Source organism: Desertibaculum subflavum, from assembly GCA_003576705.1.
GTDB classification, from domain to species: Bacteria; Pseudomonadota; Alphaproteobacteria; order Ferrovibrionales; family Ferrovibrionaceae; genus Desertibaculum; species Desertibaculum subflavum.
The window spans coordinates 35,074-51,304 of record QOZS01000002.1; the positions used below are offsets into that span (position 1 = coordinate 35,074).

Below are 16,231 nucleotides of genomic sequence, written 5' to 3' on the forward strand. Positions count from 1 at the left end.
CGGTGATCGTCCGCGCGCTCGGCGCGCTCGCCTGCCTCGTGGCGGCGAGCGCTGCCGCGCGGGACGGCGCGATCCGCCCGCTCTGGCTGACCGAGGAAGCCGAGATCGGCGCCTTGCCGGCGGACCGGCCGGTCGGGCCGCCGCCGGGCAACGATCCACGTCTGGCTCTTGGCGAGCTGGTCTTCCGGGCGCCGGCGATGCTCGGCGGCGAAGCCCGCCGCGCCGGACTGTCCTGCGACAGCTGCCACCCGAATGGCGGCGCCAACACAACGTTCTTCGTTCCCGGCCTATCCGCGGCGCCGGGCACGATCGATGTCACGCACACCGCCTGGAACCCGGCCAATGACGACGGCGTGGCGAACCCCTTGCGCATCCCGCCGCTCTGGAATCTGCCCCGCACGGCGCCGTATGGGCATCAGGGCAGGTTCGGCGATCTCACCGCTTTCGTGCGGCATGTGATCGTCGACGAGTTCGCCGGTGGCGAGCCGGCGCCCGCGCTGCTGGGGGCGCTGGTCGCCTATATCGAAGCCCTGCCCGCCCCGGCCAACCGCAACCTCACCCACGCGGGCCGGCTGAGCCGGGCTGCGCCGCCCGGATCGGGGCGTGGCGGCGAAGCTTTCAGCAAGGGTTGCGCCGGCTGCCATCGCCCTGCCGCGGATTACCAGGACGGCAAGGTGCATCCGATGCGCGGCGGCGGGACTTTCGCGACACCGTCGCTGCGCGGCATCGGCGCGCTCAGTCGCTTCTTTCACGACGGCCGCGCCGACGACCTGACGACGGCGATCGCCTCGCATGCGCGCGATTTCGGGATCCAGCACGGTGTCGAGACACGCCAGTGGATCACCGACTATGTCGCCGCCATTGGCGCCGTCGATCAGCCGGCGCGCGAGCCGGTGACGCTGAAGCAGGACCTGGATCGGATCGAGCGCATGGCGCGCCTGCTTCCGGCCGGGGCGGCGGGCCTTGAGGCAGAGATCGCGCGCATGCTGCAGGACGAGATCGGCCGCGTGCATGCCCGCTTCCCCGCGGAGGCGCCCGGTCCGGCGCGCGTGACGCTCGAAGGCTGGGCGGAGGCCTTGCGCGAGATCGCCCAGACCGTCGAAACAGGCCAACCGACAAGCTCGCATTGGCTGGCGCTGCAGCGGCAGATCAACGAGGAACGCACGCTCGTCGAAGCCGCCGCGCCGGCCTCGCTCTACGATCCGGATCTACTGGCGGCGTGGAAGGCTAGTAGGCGAGCTCGGTGAAGACCGGGTCGACGCTCCCCTCCCAGCGGGTGCGGTAGAGCTCGAGCAGTTCCTCGGCCGGCGTCTTGCCCTTGGCGAGCGTGGCGCGGAGCGAGTCCAGGAACAGGTCCTCGCTCTCGCCTGCATCGGAGAGCCTGGCGCGGCGGCGCAGGCCATCGCCGGCGATGCGGAGCGTCTCGCGCGCGATATCGGCGATGGTGCCCTTGCGGAACGGCGTGGCGAGGCCAAGCCGCGGCACCTCGGCGCGCAGCCGGTCGCGCTCGGCCTGCGTCCAGTCCTTGACCAGATCGGCCGCCTCGGCGAGCGCCGGCTTGTCGTACATCAGGCCGACCCACATGGCCGGCAGGGCGCAGAGCTTCCACCACGGGCCGGCATCGGCGCCGCGCATCTCGATATAGCGCTTGAGCCGCACTTCGGGAAACGCGGTGGTCAGGTGATCGGCGAAATCGATCAGCCGCGCCTCGTCGCCCACTTCGTTGTGGTGCTTGCCGGCCATGAAGTCGCGGAACGACTTGCCCGACATGTCGATGTAGCGGCCCTTGCGATAGACGAAGTACATCGGGATATCGAGCAGGTAGTCGACATAGCGCTCGAAGCCGAAGCCCGGCTCGAAGGCGAAGGGCAGCATGCCGGTGCGGTCGGGATCGGTATCGGTCCAGATATGGCTGCGGAAGGAGAGGAAGCCGTTCGGCTTGCCTTCGGTGAAGGGCGAGTTGGCGAAGAGCGCCGTACAGACCGGCTGCAGCGCCAGGCCGACGCGCATCTGGCGCACCATGTCGGCCTCGTCAATGAAATCGAGATTCACCTGCACCGTGCAGGTGCGGAACATCATGTCGAGGCCGAGATTGCCCTTCTTGGGCATGTAGGCGCGCATGATGTTGTAACGGCCCTTCGGCATCATCGGGATGTCGTCGCGGCGCCATTTCGGATTGAAGCCGAGGCCCATGAAGCCGACGCCGAGCTCATCGCCGACCTGCTTCACCTCGCTCAAATGCCGGTTCAGCTCCTTGCAGTTCTCGTGCAGAGTTTCCAGCGGTGCGCCGGACAGCTCCAGCTGGCCGCCCGGTTCGAGCGTCACCGATTCCTTGTTGCGCGACAGCGCAATGACATTGTCGCCCTCGCGCACCGGCTCCCAGCCGAATCGGGTCAGCCCCTCCAGCATCGCGCGGATGCCGGCCGGGCCGTCATAGGGCAAAGGTCGGAGCGTCTTCAGGTCGAAGCCGAATTTCTCGTGCTCCATGCCGATGCGCCAGTCAGCCGGATCAGGCTTGCCGCCGCCCGCGATATACTCGATCAGCTGCCGCTTCGAATCGATCGGCGTATCCGGCGCATTCGCGGGTCCCGACATCCACCCTCCAGTCCGCCCGCGACCCCGTCGCGCGCACCCCAACGTCCCTAGCCCTATCGAATCGCCCGCATAGGTGCAACCACACCCTTCCCCATGCCGAGCGCCCGCTCAGGCTGCCCCGAGGCACATCGCCAGAGCCGCCAGGCCTGCGGTTTCCGCCCGCAGGATGCGCGGCCCCAGCGACACCGGTTTGACGTCGACCCGCTCCAGCAGCGCGGCCACCTCCTCCGGGGCAAAGCCTCCCTCGGGCCCGATCAGGATCCCGAATGGCGGGGGCGGCACGGCTGCCCGGAGAAGTGGGGCGTCCGCGCGCTCAATGCAAGTCACAAGCGGCCGACCGGCCGGCCAGCCGACGAGGAACCTCTCCAGCGGGACGGCCGGGTCGATGTCGGGCACGGTAAGCCGCTCGCATTGCTCCGCCGCCTCGATCGCGATGGCGCGCAATCGGTCCCGGTTGATGCGCGGTACCTGGGTCCGCCGGGTGATCACGGGGACGAGACGGCCGGCACCGAGCTCGGTCGCCTTCTCGACCAGCCAGTCGAGGCGCGACTGCTTGATCGGGGCGAAGCAGAGCGATATCTCCGCCTCGACCGGCTGCGGTTGGAGGCGCTCCCCGGCCCTCGCGACCGCCGCCTTGCGCGTCAGGCTTTCGATCGTGGCCAGCCACTCGCCGTCCCGCCCGTTGAACAAGCGCAGCACGTCGCCCGGCGCCTGGCGCAGCACGGATGCGAGCTGGTGCGCCTGCGCCGGGCTCAATGCCACCTCGGCATCGACCGCGAGCTCCGCTTCGACGAAGAGCCGGCATGCGCGGTGCAACGTGGTTGCAGGCGAGCCCGGTGGTTTGGCATCTTGGCGCGACATGGCCCCATTCAAGCAGGTTCGGATCGGCGCGGCATGAGCGAGGTTATGCCCGGCGTTGCCGACGCGCCCAAAGGCAACTGGGTGGACCGCTTCGCCCCGGCGGCGGCCAAGCCCTACCTACAATTATCGCGCATGGACCGGCCGATCGGCACCTGGCTGCTGCTGCTGCCGGGGTGGTGGGCGATCGCCTTCGCCCTGCCGCCGACGGATTCGGGCTTCGGCTGGCTGGTGGTGCTGTTCGCCATCGGCGCGCTGGTGATGCGCGGCGCCGGCTGCACCTTCAACGACATCACCGACAGGGAGTTCGACGCCCAGGTCGCCCGCACGCGCGGCCGCCCCCTCCCCTCCGGCCGGGCCACGCCGCGCCAGGCCTGGATCTGGCTCATCGCCCAGAGCCTGGTCGGGCTCGTCGTTCTGCTGCAGCTCAACGCGCTGGCGATCGCACTCGGCGTCGCCTCGCTCGGCCTGATCGCGCTCTACCCCTATGCCAAGCGCTTCACCTGGTGGCCCCAGGCCTTCCTCGGCCTTGCCTTCAACTGGGGCGCCATCCTGGGTTGGGCAGCCGCGGCGGGCACCGTTCCACTGGCCGCCATCAGCCTCTATGCGGCCGGCATCGCCTGGACGCTCGGTTACGACACCATCTACGCGCTGCAGGATAAGGAGGACGACGCGCTGGCCGGGGTCAAGTCCACCGCGCGGCTGTTCGGCCGCGCGACCAAGGCCTGGCTCGTGCCGTTCTATCTGCTCACGGCGCTCGGGATTGCGGCGGCGGCCTATCTCGCCGGCGCCGGTTGGCCGTTTTGGCCATTCTTTGCGCTGGCCTGCGCACACCTCGTCTGGCAAATCCGTGCGCTCCGGATCGACGATCCGGCGGACTGCCTTTCCAAGTTCCGTTCCAATCGCGATTTCGGCTTGCTGGTCCTCGCCGGCGCGCTGGTGGGGTCTGTTGCATGAGCGTGAGTGAAGCCTCCATCGCGACCTTCCGCGACATCCATGCCCGCTTCAACGCGGCGATCTCGCGCTTCGACTGCGGCAAGTGGTGCGCGCCGCTGAACGACGGCGAGCCGGTCTGCTGCTCGACCAAGCAGGCGATCCCGATCGTGCAACGCAACGAGTACAAGGTTCTGCGCCAACGCACCGATATGTGGCACAAGTTCAAGCCCTTCGACGCGGCGAGCCGCGAGGTGGCGACCGACCTGCATGCGAGCTGCCTGGCGATCGAGTGCCGCGGCGCGCGCCATTGCGAGCGCGAGAACCGCACCCTGGCCTGCCGCGCCTTCCCGTTCTTCCCCTACTTCCCCCGCCAAGGCAACTTCGTCGGCCTCGCCTTCTACTGGACCTTCGCCGATCGCTGCTGGGTGATGTCGCATCTCGAAGTGGTGAAGCGCGATTTCGTGGCCGAGTTCTGCCAGGCTTACGAACTCCTATTCGCCGATGATGCGGATGAGCGCCAGGCCTTCCGCGAGCAATCCGCCGCCATGCGGCGCGTCTATACCCGCTGGAAGAAGCCGATCCCGGTGATCGGCCGCGAGGGCGGCTATCTCAGCGTGGTGCCGGGCACCGGCGAGCTGCGCGCCGCCAAGGTCAGCGAGTTCGAGCGGCACGGCCCCTATGTCTCCGCGGAGGCCTATCGCGAGGCCGTGGCCGCGCATCAGGCGGCGGCAGCGGAGGAGATGACGATCGAGCTCGTGCTCGACCCTTGACCGCGCCGGACCAGAAAGCGCGCGCCGCCGCGGGCGGCTTCGGCGCGTTCCGCAGCCGCGACTTTACCCTCTACTTCGGCAGCCGGTTGCTGGCGCTGGTCGCCGCCGAAATGCAGATCACCACCGTCGGCTGGCAGGTCTACCGACTGACCGGCGAGCCGCTCGATCTCGGCTTCGTCGGCCTGGCACAGTTCCTGCCGTTTGCCCTGCTGTTCCTCGTCTCCGGTCTCGCGGCCGACCGGTTTCCGCGCATCCGCATTCTGACGCTCTGCATCGCCCTGCAGACCGCGTGTGCCGTCGCTTTCTTCCTGCTCGACCGCAGCGGCACGGCCAGCTTCGCGGCGATGCTCGCCGTGCTGGTTCCGCTCGGCATTGCCCGCGCCTTCGCGATGCCGGCGCACCAGGCGATCATCCCCTCGCTGGTACCCGATCGCGACCTGCCGAATGCGATCGCCTGGAATTCGTCGGGCAACCAGGCCTGCCGTATCGGCGGCCCGACCGCCGCCGGGATCTTGATCGCGATCTGCGATGCGGCCGGCCTCGGCGAGGGGCCGGTCTACGCTACCGTCGCCGTCATATTCGCCGCCGCGACCGTGCTGACCCTGCTCATCCGCGCCCGCCCGCGGATCGGGCCGGTGGCGCCGGTCACCTTGTTCAACCTGCTGGCGGGACTCCGCTTCATCGGTACGCGCCAAGTGATCCTCGGCGCCATCGGCCTCGATCTTTTTGCCGTCCTGTTTGGCGGCGTCACGGCGCTGCTGCCGGTCTTCGCGCGCGACATCCTCGACGTCGGCGCGGAGGGATTCGGCCTGCTGCGCTCGTCGCTGACGGTGGGCGCCCTGCTCGGCGCCCTGCTGCTGACCCAGCGGCCGATCCAGCGCCATGCCGGGCGCAAGCTTCTGCTCGCGGTCGCCGTGTTCGGCGCCGGCAGCATCGTGTTCGGGCTCTCGACGAACTTCTGGCTCTCCATGGCGGCGCTGTTCGCGATGGGCGCCGCCGATTCGATCAGCGTCTTCGTCCGCCTAAACCTGGTGCAGATCATCACCCCCGATGACATGCGCGGCCGGGTCAGCGCGGTGAACGGCGTCTTCATCGGCGCCTCCAACGAGCTCGGCGAGTTCGAGAGCGGCGTGACGGCGCATTGGTGGGGCACGGTGCCGGCGGTGATCGTGGGCGGCGCCGCCACCTGCCTGGTCGCCATCCTGTTCGCCGCCATGTTCCGCGACCTTCGTCGCGTCGATGGCCTGGACGCCGAGGAGCTGATCCGCCGCTACCGAGATCCGCGGCCTGCCGTGTAGAGAAAGGTGCCGAGCACCACCCAGCGTGCGGCGCTTGCGGCGCGGCCGCGCTTTGCCACCAGCGGCGTGGTGTAGTGCCAGAACGGCAGGCGGTAGGCGGTGATGCCGCCGGCCTTGGCCACCGACACCATCTCGGTGAAATGCCCGGCCTTGGCATAGACGAGCCATTGATGCGCCACATCGGGCGTGGCGATGCCGAGATGCAGGTCGAAATACCCAGCCTTCGCAGCAGGCATCTCCGGATGGTGGTCGTTATGCGGGCCGGCATAGTCGCCGGCGCCGTAGCGCAGCACCTGGATGCCGTGCTCGGCCTTGAGCGGCCGGCCGGCGAGCGCCGCGGCGAAGGCGCGATAGCTCGCCGAATGCAGCATCGCGACCAGACCCAGCCCCCAAGCCACGGCGTAGGCGGGCTCGCGCCGGCTGTCGAGATAGGCGGTCGCCATGCGCGCCGTCTTCGGCAGCAGGTCGGTCTGGCTTTCCGTCATGTCGGCGATCGCCTCGGGCGGGATCGGGCGCGCCATCGCCTCCAGGTGCGGTCTGAGCTTGCGGTCGAGCAGCGCCGCGGCGGCGAGCGCCTTGTCCCGATCGACCAGCCCGTCGAGGGCGACGAACCGTCGGCGCGGATCGGCCAGCGCGCCGCAGGCCGCGTGCGTGCCGGCCAGGACACGGCGGCCCTCGGCGGTCAGCAGGCTCTCGAACTCGGCGGGGAAGCGGCGCATGGAGACGGACGTGTATAGAGTGCGGGCGGGAAACGACATAGCTCACTGATGCCCTACGCCTCGCTTCGCGACTTCATCGCCCGGCTGGAACGCGACGGCCGCCTGGTCCGCGTGATCGAGCCGGTCTCGACCGTGCTGGAGATGACCGAGATACAGACCCGGCTGCTCGCCGAAGCAGGCCCGGCGGTGCTGTTCGAGCGGCCGATCCGGGCCGACGGTCAGGCCTCCGACATGCCGGTTCTGGTCAACCTGTTCGGCACGGTGGAACGGGTCGCCTGGGGCATGGACCGCGAGCCGGGCCAGCTTCGCGAGGTGGGCGAGACGCTCGCCTTCCTGCGCCAGCCGGAGCCGCCGGGCGGCTGGCGCGAGGCGCTGGAGATGCTGCCGCTGCTCAAGACGGTGATGACCATGCGGCCGAAATCGGTCGGCTCGGCACCGTGCCAGGAAGTGGTGCTGCGCGGCGACGACATCGATCTCGGCCGCCTGCCGGTGCAGACCTGCTGGCCGGGCGAGCCGGCGCCGCTGATCACCTGGCCGCTGGTCGTCACCAAGGGCCCGGGCGGCGACCGGACCGATGGCTTCAACCTCGGCATCTACCGCATGCAGGTGACCGGCAGGAACACCACCTTGATGCGCTGGCTCAAGCACCGCGGCGGCGCCCAGCATCACCGCCGCTGGGCCGCCGAGAAGCGCGAGCCGCTGCCGGCCGCCGCAGTGATCGGCGCCGATCCCGGCACCATCCTGGCGGCGGTGACGCCGGTGCCGGACACGCTCTCCGAATACCAGTTCGCCGGTCTGCTGCGCGGGCGCAAGGTCGAGCTGGTCGATTGCGTCAGCGTGCCGCTGAAAGTGCCGGCGGAAGCCGAGATCGTGCTGGAAGGCCATGTCAGCCTCGACGATTACGGCGACGAAGGGCCCTATGGCGACCACACCGGCTACTACAACGCTGTCGAGCGCTTTCCGGTGTTCACCGTTTCCGCGATCACCATGCGGCGGCAGCCGATCTATCTCTCCACGTTCACCGGCCGGCCGCCGGACGAGCCGTCGATCCTGGGCGAAGCCCTGAACGAGGTCTTCGTGCCGCTGCTGATTCAGCAATTCCCGGAGATCGTCGATTTCTGGCTGCCGCCGGAAGGCTGCTCGTACCGCATCGCCGTGGTGTCGATGCGCAAGGCCTATCCGGGCCACGCCAAGCGCGTAATGATGGGCGTCTGGTCGTTCCTGCGTCAGTTCATGTACACCAAGTGGGTGATCGTGGTGGACGACGACATCAATGCGCGCGACTGGAAGGACGTGATGTGGGCGATCTCGACCCGCATGGACCCGGTGCGCGACATCACCCTGGTCGATCGCACGCCGATCGACTACCTCGACTTCGCCAGCCCGGAAAGCGGGCTCGGCGGGAAGATCGGGCTCGATGCCACCAACAAGCTGCCGCCGGAGACGACGCGCGAATGGGGCAGCAAGATCCGCATGGCCGACGAGGTGGTGCGCAGCGTCACCGAAAAGTGGTCAAAGCTCGGCCTGCCGGGCTCCGGGCGGCCGATCTGGCCAGAGAGCAAGTGACCGGCTGTCAGTTGACCGAAGCGGCCCGCTTGGCGACGTAGATGCCGTTCTTCATGCCGGCGAACATTTCCTCGATCTGCGGATGCGCGACCGGCTTGCCGGTTTCGTCGACCAGCAGGTTCTGCTCCGACACATAGGCGACATAGGTGGTCTGCGCGTTCTCGGCCAGCAGGTGGTAGAACGGCTGGTCCTTGCGCGGCCGCACTTCCTCGGGAATCGACTGCCACCATTCCTCGGTGTTGTTGAACACCGGATCGACGTCGAAAATCACGCCGCGGAACGGAAAGACCCGGTGCCGGACGATCTCGCCGATCCGGAACTTGGCCCGTCGCATATCCATCGCCGTCACGCTCCCAATCCGACCGGCATTGTTACCCGAGTCGATATTTACAATTCTACCAGGGCCGCCGCTGGAACGGTGTCGCGACCATCACGAATTCTTCATACGGGCGGAGATCGCCGGGCCACAAGTGCATCGGACGCTAGCCCCCCTTCCCGACGCTGCGCTATGCTTAAGCTAGGTAAATTTGGTCGGGCGGGTGGGAGAAGCTGATGTTCCTGTTGACCAAAGTGCTGAAGAAGATGATCCGGCGCGGCACCTTGACGGTGATCGGACCCCGCGGGCAGCGCGTCGAGATCGGCGACGGCGGCGAGCCTCGCGTCACCGTTCGCTTGCACGATACGGCAACCATCAATCGAATCGGCCTCAACCCGGGCGTCGCGGTGGGCGAGGCCTATATGGACGGCAGGCTGACGGTCGAGAACGCGACGATCTATCAGCTCATCGAGCTCGCGATGATGAATGCGAGTTGGGGCGACATCGATTTCTCGACCCGGCTCGGCGCGCTCTTCCGCCGCGTCGGCCGCCGCATTCAGCAATTCAACCCGGTCGGCCGCTCGAAGCAGAACGTGGCCCACCACTACGATCTTTCCGATCAGCTCTACGAGCTGTTCCTCGACGCCGATCGGCAATATTCCTGTGCCTATTTCGGCAGTCCGTCCGACACGATCGACGCGGCGCAGGAGCGCAAGAAGCGCCATATCGCCGCCAAGCTTCGGCTCGAGCCCGGCATGCGGGTGCTCGACATCGGCTCCGGCTGGGGCGGACTCGGTCTCTATCTCGCCAAGACGGCGGGAGTCGAGGTGCTCGGCTGCACGCTGTCGGAGGAGCAGCACAAGGTCTCGCAGGCGCGCGCCAAGGCCCAAGGCCTCGACGGCCAGGTGCAGTTCGTGCTGCAGGACTACCGGCAGCTCGCCTCGCAGTTCGATCGCATCGTCTCGGTCGGCATGTTCGAGCATGTCGGCGTGAATCACTACGACGCCTACTTCAACAAGTGCCGCGAGTTGCTGAAGCGTGACGGCGTGGCGCTGCTGCACACGATCGGCCGCTCCGACGGGCCGGGCACCACCAACGGATGGATTCGCAAATACATCTTCCCTGGCGGCTATTCGCCGGCATTGTCGGAAATTCTGCCGGTGATGGAGCGCCAGCGCCTGATGGTCACCGATGTCGAGGTGCTGCGATTGCACTACGCCGAGACGTTGAAAGCCTGGCAGGAGCGCTTCCAGACGAATCGCGACAAGGTGAGGGCGCTGTACGATGAACGGTTCTGCCGCATGTGGGAGTTCTACCTGGCGGCGAGCGAGGCGACCTTCCGCTATGGCGGGCATGCGGTCTTTCAGGTGCAGTTCGCCCGCGACGTCAACACGCTGCCGATCACGCGCGACTACATGTTCGAATGGGAGCGCGCCCACGCGCCCGCTGCGGCGCGCGACATAGCCGCCGATTGAGGTTGCCGCAACCGTCCCCGAAGTTCACAGGTTGTGGACAGGTTCGATCCCCAGGAATATTTCGATTCCGTGGCAACGTTTCGCGACCACGGGCGTAGAGTGCTTTCCGATGGAGCCATTCGCCAACGTAACGCCCTTCGCCAAGCCGGCACCCGAGCGCGGCGAAGCCCTGTACCGGGAAATGCCCGCCAACCTGGAGGCGGAGCAGGAATTGCTGGGCGCGCTGCTGATCAACAACGATGCCGGCTCGCGCGTCGCCGAGTTCCTGAAGGCGGAGGATTTCGCCGATCCCCGGCACGGCCGCATCTTCGCCGCCGCGATGCGGCTGATCGAGCGGGGCGAAATCGCCAACCCGGTGACGTTGAAGGGCTTCTTCGAGCGCGACGAGGGACTGAAGGAGATCGGCGGCTCCGCCTATCTCGCACGCTTGGCGGCCGCCGCCACCACCATCATCAATGTCGGCGATTATGCCCGGCTGGTCCGCGACCTCTCGATGCGGCGCCAGCTGATCGGCATCGGCGAGGAGCTGGTCAACACTTCCTACGAGGCCGAGATCGACGCGCCCGCGACCACCTTGCTGGAGCGCGCCGAGGAACATCTCTTTTCCCTCGCCGAGGACGGCAGTGCGGAGAAGAGCTTCCTCTCCTTCGACCAGGCGGTGCGCGCCTCGATCCAGATGGCCGAGGCGGCGATCAAGCATGACGGCCTCTCCGGCGTCGGTACGGGCCTGCGCGATGTCGACGACAAGCTCGGCGGGCTGCATCGCTCGGACCTGATCATCCTGGCCGGCCGGCCGTCGATGGGAAAGACGGCGCTCGCCACCGTGATGGCGTTCAACGCCGCCAAGGAATACGCGCTGAGCCACGGCCAGCGCGGTGCCCGGGTCGGCTTCTTCTCGCTGGAAATGTCGGCCGAGCAGCTCGCCACTCGTATTCTCTCGACCGAGTCGGAGATCCCCTCCTCCGATCTCCGCCGCGGCAAGATCACCGACGATCAGTTCCAGCGCCTGGTGCAGGCTTCGGGACAGCTCTCGCGGGTGCCCTTCCATATCGACGAGACCGGCTCGATCTCGATCTCGGCGCTGCGCACTCGGGCCCGCCGCCTGAAGCGCACCCACGGGCTAGACCTGATCGTGGTGGATTACCTGCAGCTGATGCGGGCCTCGGGCCATAACCGCAACGACAACCGGGTGCAGGAGATTTCCGAGATCACCCAGGGCCTCAAGGCGCTGGCCAAGGATCTGAACGTGCCGGTGCTGGCACTGTCCCAGCTTTCCCGCGCGGTCGAAAGCCGCGACGACAAGAAACCGCAGCTGTCCGATTTGCGCGAATCGGGCGCCATCGAGCAGGATGCCGACGTGGTGCTGTTCGTATACCGCGAAGAATATTACAAGGCGCGGCAGGAACCGCGGGAAGGCACGCCAGAGCACGCGGCATGGCAGGCGGAGATGGAAAAGATCCACAACGTTGCCGAGGTGATCATCGGCAAGCAGCGCCATGGCCCGATCGGCACGGTCAAGCTCGCGTTCACCGCCAACCTGACCCGCTTCTCCGATCTCGCCGACCCGGACCGCTTCGAGGATCCCGGCTACTGAACTCGCAGGTCCTGGATCGATGAACATGGCGGTTGCGAGCGGGATCGCCGGCGCCGCGCGGCTGGAAGTCGATCTCGGCGCCATTGCCCGCAACTGGCGGCAGCTGGCGGACCGGGCCGCGCCGGCCCGCTGCGGTGCGCCGGTCAAGGCCGATGCCTATGGTCTTGGCGCCGCGAAGGTCGTGCCGGCCCTCGCCCGCGCCGGCTGTCGCGACTTCTTCTTCGCCCATCCTGGCGAGGCGCTGGCGGTGCGGGACCTCGCACCCGGTGTCCGGCTTTATGCCCTGCACGGGCCGACCGCCGCCGTCGACGAGATGGCGGCTCGCGGCGTCGTCCCGACGCTCAACACGCTCGACCAGGTCGCCGTCTGGCGCGATGCGGCCGCGCGGGCTGGCCGGCGCCTGCCGGCGACATTGCAGGTCGATACCGGGATGAACCGGCTTGGCCTGGAGCCGGCCGATTTCGAGCGCCTGGCGCGCGAGCCGGCGCGGCTCGACGGCCTCGATCTCTTGCTGGTGTTCAGCCACCTCGCCTGCGCCGATATTCCGGGCCATCCGCTGAACGCGGCGCAGCTTGCTGCCTTCCGCCGCCTGCGCGCGCTGTTCCCCGCCGTGCCTGCGGCACTGGCCAATTCCTCCGGCATCTTTCTCGGGCCCGAATACAGCTTCGATCTGGTCCGGCCGGGTGCGGCCCTCTACGGCATCAATCCGCTGACCGGCGCGCCCAATCCGATGGAGCCGGTGGTGCGGCTGGTCGCCGAGGTGATCCAGGTCCGTCGCGTTGACGCTCCGGCGAGCGTTGGATACGGTGCCGAGCACGCGGTCACCGGACCGTCGCGCGTCGCCACCATTGCGGTCGGCTATGCCGATGGCTATCCCCGAAGCCTGGGGAACGGACGGGGGCAGGCCCTCGTGGACGGCGAGCGCGTGCCCGTCATTGGTCGCGTTTCCATGGATCTGATCACCCTCGACGTGAGCAGCTTGGCCGAACATCGCGTGCAGCCCGGAACCGAGGCGATCCTGCTCGGCCCGGAGATCGACCCCGACCTCGTCGGCACCGCCGCGGGCACGATCGGCTACGAGATCCTGACCCGCCTCGGCCCGCGCTATCGCCGCGTCTATGTCGAAGACACAGCAGGGGCCGCGCCGGCAAGATGAATCCCTTCGCCGCGGTCGGCCGCGCCTTCATCACCTTCCTGCGGACGGCGGGCAAGCTCGGCATCTTCGGCTTCCATGGCGTCCGCCACATCTTCGCGCCGCCCTTCTATATGCGGTTGATCGGCCAGCAGATCATGTCGATCGGCTACTACTCGCTGCCGGTCGTCGGGTTGACGGCGTTGTTCACCGGCATGGTTCTGGCTCTGCAGATCTATATCGGCGGCTCGCGCTTCAACGCCGAGAGCCTGGTGGCCAATATCGTGGTGCTCGGCATCACCCGCGAGCTCGGCCCGGTGATCGGAGCGCTCATGGTGGCGGGACGGGTCAGCGCCGCGATGGCGGCCGAGATCGGCACCATGCGCGTGACCGAGCAGATCGATGCCCTTACCACTCTGTCCACCAATCCTTTCAAGTATCTCGTCGCGCCCCGTCTTCTCGCCGCAACGCTGATGATGCCGCTCCTGGTGCTGATTGCGGACATCATCGGCGTAATGGGCGGCTATATCGTCGGGACCGGAAAGCTCGGTTTCAACGAGGCCACTTATCTGCAGACCACCTATGATTTCCTCGAAGCGAGCGACGTCGTCTCCGGTCTGGTGAAGGCCGCCGTGTTCGGATTCATCATCGCGCTGATGGGCTGCTATCACGGATTCCACAGCCAGGGCGGCGCTCAGGGCGTCGGCCGGGCCACCACCAACGCGGTGGTCTCGGCTTCCATCCTGATCTTGTTCGCGAATTACCTGGTCACCGAGCTCTTCTTCAGCAAATGAACGACGTTCCGAAAATTCGCCTGCAGGGCGTGCAGAAGCGGTTCGGGCCGAAAGTGGTTCTGGACGGCGTGGATCTCGAGATCCCGCGCGGCAAATCGCTGGTGGTGATCGGCGGCTCCGGCACCGGCAAGTCGGTGATGATCAAATGCGTGCTCGGCCTGATGCGGCCCGAGAAGGGCAGCATCCAGATCGATGGCGAGGAGACGGTCGGCCTGCGCGGCGATGCGCGCGATCGGCTGATGCGCAAGTTCGGCATGCTGTTCCAGGGCGCGGCGCTGTTCGATTCGCTGCGGGTCTGGGAGAACGTCGCCTTCGGCCTCATCCAGGGTCGCGGCATGGGCCGCGTGCAGGCGAAGAAGTTGGCGCAGGAGAAGCTCGGCCAGGTCGGGCTCGGCGCCGAAGTCGGGGAGCTGTTTCCCGCCGAGCTCTCGGGCGGCATGCAGAAGCGCGTTGCCCTCGCCCGCGCCATCGCGGCGGAGCCCGAGATCATCTTCTTCGACGAGCCGACCACCGGCCTCGACCCGATCATGGCCGATGTGATCAACGACCTGATCGTGCATTGCGTCGAGCAACTCGGTGCCACCACGCTGTCGATCACCCACGACATGGCCTCGGCCCGCAAGATCGCAGACCGCGTCGCCATGATCCACAAGGGCAAGATCATCTGGACCGGGCCGGTGGAGGAGGTCGACCGCTCCGGCAATCCGTTCGTCGACCAGTTCATCCACGGCCGCGCCGAAGGCCCGATCCACATGGAAGTACGGCGGCCGTGAACGGCGGGACGCGCTGAGCGTGGCCGCGGCAAAGGACCGCTATGTCTGCCGCGAATGCGGCGCGGTCTATTCCAAGTGGATGGGCAAGTGCGAGGCCTGCGGCGGATGGAACACCGTCGAGATCGAAGCCGCCGTCGCGGTCGCGGGCAAGCGCAGCAGTCGCGGCCGGCCGATCGCCTTCCAGACGCTGGCAACCACCGGCGAGGACGTGCCGCGCTTCGCCACCGGGCTCGCCGAGCTCGACCGCGTCACCGGCGGCGGCTTCGTGCCCGGCTCCACCATCCTGATCGGCGGCGATCCCGGCATCGGCAAGTCGACCCTGCTGCTGCAGGCGACGGCGGCGCTGGCGAAGAGCGGCGTCGATTGCGCCTATATCTCGGGCGAAGAAGCGGCACGGCAGATCGCGGCGCGCGCCCGTCGGCTGGGCCTCGGCGAGGCGCCTGTCCGCGTCGCTGCCGCCAACGAGCTGCGCGAAATTCTGGCCAGTCTCGAGGCGGAGCCGGCACCGCGCTTCATTGTCATCGACTCGATCCAGACGCTCTATGCCGACGCGATCGAGGCAGCCCCGGGCACGGTGACGCAGGTGCGCGCCTGCGCCGAGGCGCTGAACCGCTTCGCCAAGCGGCATGAGGCAACCGTCGTGCTGGTCGGCCATGTCACCAAGGAAGGCCAGCTGGCCGGCCCCCGCGTGGTCGAGCACATGGTCGACACCGTGCTCTATTTCGAAGGCGAGCGCGGCCACCAGTTCCGCATCCTGCGCGCGGTCAAGAACCGCTACGGCGCGACGGATGAGATCGGCGTGTTCAGCATGACCGATCGCGGCCTGACCGAGGTTGCCAATCCCTCCGCCCTGTTCCTCGGCTCGCGCGCGGGCAACGTTCCCGGCGCCGCCGTGCTGGCCGGTATCGAGGGAACACGCCCGCTCCTCGTCGAGGTGCAGGCGCTGGTGACGCCGGCGCCGCCGGGCAGCCCGCGCCGGGCCGTGGTCGGCTGGGATACCGGGCGGCTCGCCATGGTGCTGGCGGTGCTGGACGCGCGCTGCGGCCTCGGCCTCGCCGCCTATGACGTCTACTTGAATATCGCCGGCGGGCTTCGCATCTCAGAGCCGGCGGCGGATCTCGCCGTCGCCGCGGCTCTGCTGTCGTCCCTTGCCGACGAGCCGCTGCCCGACGAGACGGTGGTGTTCGGCGAGATCAGCCTGGCCGGCGAGGTGCGGCCGGTCTCGCAGGCCGACGCCCGCCTGAAGGAGGCCGCGAAGCTTGGATTCCGCCATGCCATCGTCCCCGCCGGACTCAGCGAGAGAAAGCAACCGCTGGCTGTCACCGAGTTCGGCCGCCTGGCCGACATCCTGCAATTCTTTCCCGGCATCCGGCGCCGCCGGCGCAACGAGCAGGTAGACTAGGCG

Annotated in this window: 15 protein-coding genes; 11 read left to right on the plus strand and 4 right to left on the minus strand. The window is 67.9% G+C overall.

Features of this window, described 5'->3' with window-relative positions; genetic code table 11:
• The first annotated feature begins 2 nt into the window (after positions 1-2).
• The gene (locus DT074_RS01430; RefSeq protein WP_119418017.1) at positions 3-1,247 is read left to right on the plus strand and encodes a hypothetical protein; all 1,245 of its coding nucleotides are present in this window, start codon (positions 3-5) and stop codon (positions 1,245-1,247) included.
• Here DT074_RS01430 and DT074_RS01435 read toward each other — a convergent pair.
• A complete protein-coding gene (locus tag DT074_RS01435) occupies positions 1,228-2,595 on the minus strand; it encodes a glutamate--cysteine ligase (protein ID WP_119418018.1) in 1,368 nt (455 codons plus the stop codon). The genes DT074_RS01430 and DT074_RS01435 overlap by 20 nt on opposite strands.
• 108 nt (positions 2,596-2,703) lie before the next feature.
• Entirely contained in the window at positions 2,704-3,456 is a 753-nt protein-coding gene (locus DT074_RS01440; RefSeq protein ID WP_119418019.1) for a 16S rRNA (uracil(1498)-N(3))-methyltransferase, read from the minus strand.
• Between the two features lie 33 nt (positions 3,457-3,489).
• Here DT074_RS01440 and ubiA point away from each other — a divergent pair, with 33 nt between their 5' ends.
• Genes ubiA through DT074_RS01455 form a run of 3 tightly spaced genes read left to right on the plus strand, consistent with a single transcriptional unit; the run spans position 3,490 to position 6,457 of the window.
• Entirely contained in the window at positions 3,490-4,410 is a 921-nt protein-coding gene (gene ubiA / locus DT074_RS01445; RefSeq protein ID WP_119418020.1) for a 4-hydroxybenzoate octaprenyltransferase, read from the plus strand.
• Positions 4,407-5,159, plus strand: coding sequence for a hypothetical protein (locus DT074_RS01450; protein ID WP_119418021.1), 753 nt, complete (start codon positions 4,407-4,409; stop codon positions 5,157-5,159). The genes ubiA and DT074_RS01450 overlap by 4 nt, the downstream gene beginning before the upstream one ends.
• Positions 5,156-6,457, plus strand: coding sequence for an MFS transporter (locus DT074_RS01455; protein ID WP_119418022.1), 1,302 nt, complete (start codon positions 5,156-5,158; stop codon positions 6,455-6,457). Before DT074_RS01450 ends, DT074_RS01455 begins: the two co-directional genes overlap by 4 nt.
• Here the strand turns inward: DT074_RS01455 and DT074_RS01460 are convergent.
• Positions 6,430-7,176 (minus strand): hypothetical protein, encoded by a 747-nt coding sequence (locus DT074_RS01460; RefSeq protein ID WP_119418023.1) that lies wholly within the window; start codon positions 7,174-7,176, stop codon positions 6,430-6,432. The genes DT074_RS01455 and DT074_RS01460 overlap by 28 nt on opposite strands.
• Before the next feature lie 48 nt (positions 7,177-7,224).
• On the opposite strand from DT074_RS01460, the gene DT074_RS01465 reads away from it, so the two are divergent.
• Positions 7,225-8,742, plus strand: a complete 1,518-nt coding sequence (locus tag DT074_RS01465; RefSeq protein WP_119418024.1) for a UbiD family decarboxylase — start codon at positions 7,225-7,227, stop codon at positions 8,740-8,742.
• Positions 8,743-8,749: 7 nt separating this feature from the next.
• Here the strand turns inward: DT074_RS01465 and hspQ are convergent, their stop codons facing one another.
• Positions 8,750-9,082 carry a heat shock protein HspQ gene (gene hspQ, locus DT074_RS01470; RefSeq protein WP_119418025.1) on the minus strand — a complete coding sequence of 111 codons (333 nt, stop codon included), beginning with the start codon at positions 9,080-9,082 and terminating at the stop codon, positions 8,750-8,752.
• Positions 9,083-9,294: 212 nt separating this feature from the next.
• Here hspQ and DT074_RS01475 point away from each other — a divergent pair, with 212 nt between their 5' ends.
• From DT074_RS01475 to radA, 6 genes are all read left to right on the plus strand, one after another.
• Positions 9,295-10,533 (plus strand): cyclopropane fatty acid synthase, encoded by a 1,239-nt coding sequence (locus DT074_RS01475; protein WP_119418026.1) that lies wholly within the window; start codon positions 9,295-9,297, stop codon positions 10,531-10,533.
• A gap of 109 nt (positions 10,534-10,642) precedes the next feature.
• Positions 10,643-12,127 (plus strand): replicative DNA helicase, encoded by a 1,485-nt coding sequence (locus DT074_RS01480; RefSeq protein WP_119418027.1) that lies wholly within the window; start codon positions 10,643-10,645, stop codon positions 12,125-12,127.
• A 25-nt stretch (positions 12,128-12,152) separates the two neighbouring features.
• Positions 12,153-13,283, plus strand: a complete 1,131-nt coding sequence (alr, locus tag DT074_RS01485; protein ID WP_119418147.1) for an alanine racemase — start codon at positions 12,153-12,155, stop codon at positions 13,281-13,283.
• Positions 13,280-14,053 (plus strand): MlaE family ABC transporter permease, encoded by a 774-nt coding sequence (locus DT074_RS01490; RefSeq protein ID WP_119418028.1) that lies wholly within the window; start codon positions 13,280-13,282, stop codon positions 14,051-14,053. The genes alr and DT074_RS01490 overlap by 4 nt, the downstream gene beginning before the upstream one ends.
• The gene (locus DT074_RS01495) at positions 14,050-14,826 is read left to right on the plus strand and encodes an ABC transporter ATP-binding protein (RefSeq protein WP_119418029.1); all 777 of its coding nucleotides are present in this window, start codon (positions 14,050-14,052) and stop codon (positions 14,824-14,826) included. Before DT074_RS01490 ends, DT074_RS01495 begins: the two co-directional genes overlap by 4 nt.
• A gap of 19 nt (positions 14,827-14,845) precedes the next feature.
• On the plus strand, positions 14,846-16,228 hold the full coding sequence (gene radA / locus DT074_RS01500) for a DNA repair protein RadA (protein ID WP_119418030.1): 1,383 nt from the start codon (positions 14,846-14,848) through the stop codon (positions 16,226-16,228).
• Positions 16,229-16,231: the final 3 nt, after the last annotated feature.